Here is a 415-nt window from a genome sequence, read left to right on the forward strand (position 1 = left end):
CTGCCCAAATATGGTTTTTCGATGCTTCATTCGCCAACTGTCTTCATTTAAATGAATAATTTCCACTCGATGCAATATACGATCTAGAATCGCGGTTGTAATTGCCTGATCTCCTAATAATTCACCCCATTCTTTAGGACCTTTATTGGACGTTAATATAATCGATGTTTGATTGTACAGATCATTGATCAAATGAAAAAACATATTGGCTTCCTGTTTGTCCATTGCCATAAACATTAAATCGTCAATGATAACTAGATCTGCTTCTCGTATTCTCTTCATTCTCGTTTTCGATTTCCTTGTGATTTCTTCAGTCTTTAATACATGAATGAGATCACCCATCGTAGTAAAAATCACTTTATATCCTTGGTTGAGAGCCTCCATGCCCAGCCCAATCGATAGGTGGGTTTTGCCG

General features: G+C 37.3%; 1 protein-coding gene. It reads right to left on the bottom strand.

All coding sequences use genetic code 11. From position 1 onward, the window contains the following. The coding region (locus JUJ52_RS23195) for an ATP-binding protein (protein ID WP_228089266.1) at positions 1 to 415 on the bottom strand (415 nt) is incomplete at both ends.

It is taken from the genome of Virgibacillus sp. AGTR, assembly GCF_016919725.2.
In the GTDB taxonomy this organism is placed as follows: domain Bacteria; phylum Bacillota; class Bacilli; order Bacillales; family Amphibacillaceae; genus Virgibacillus; species Virgibacillus salarius.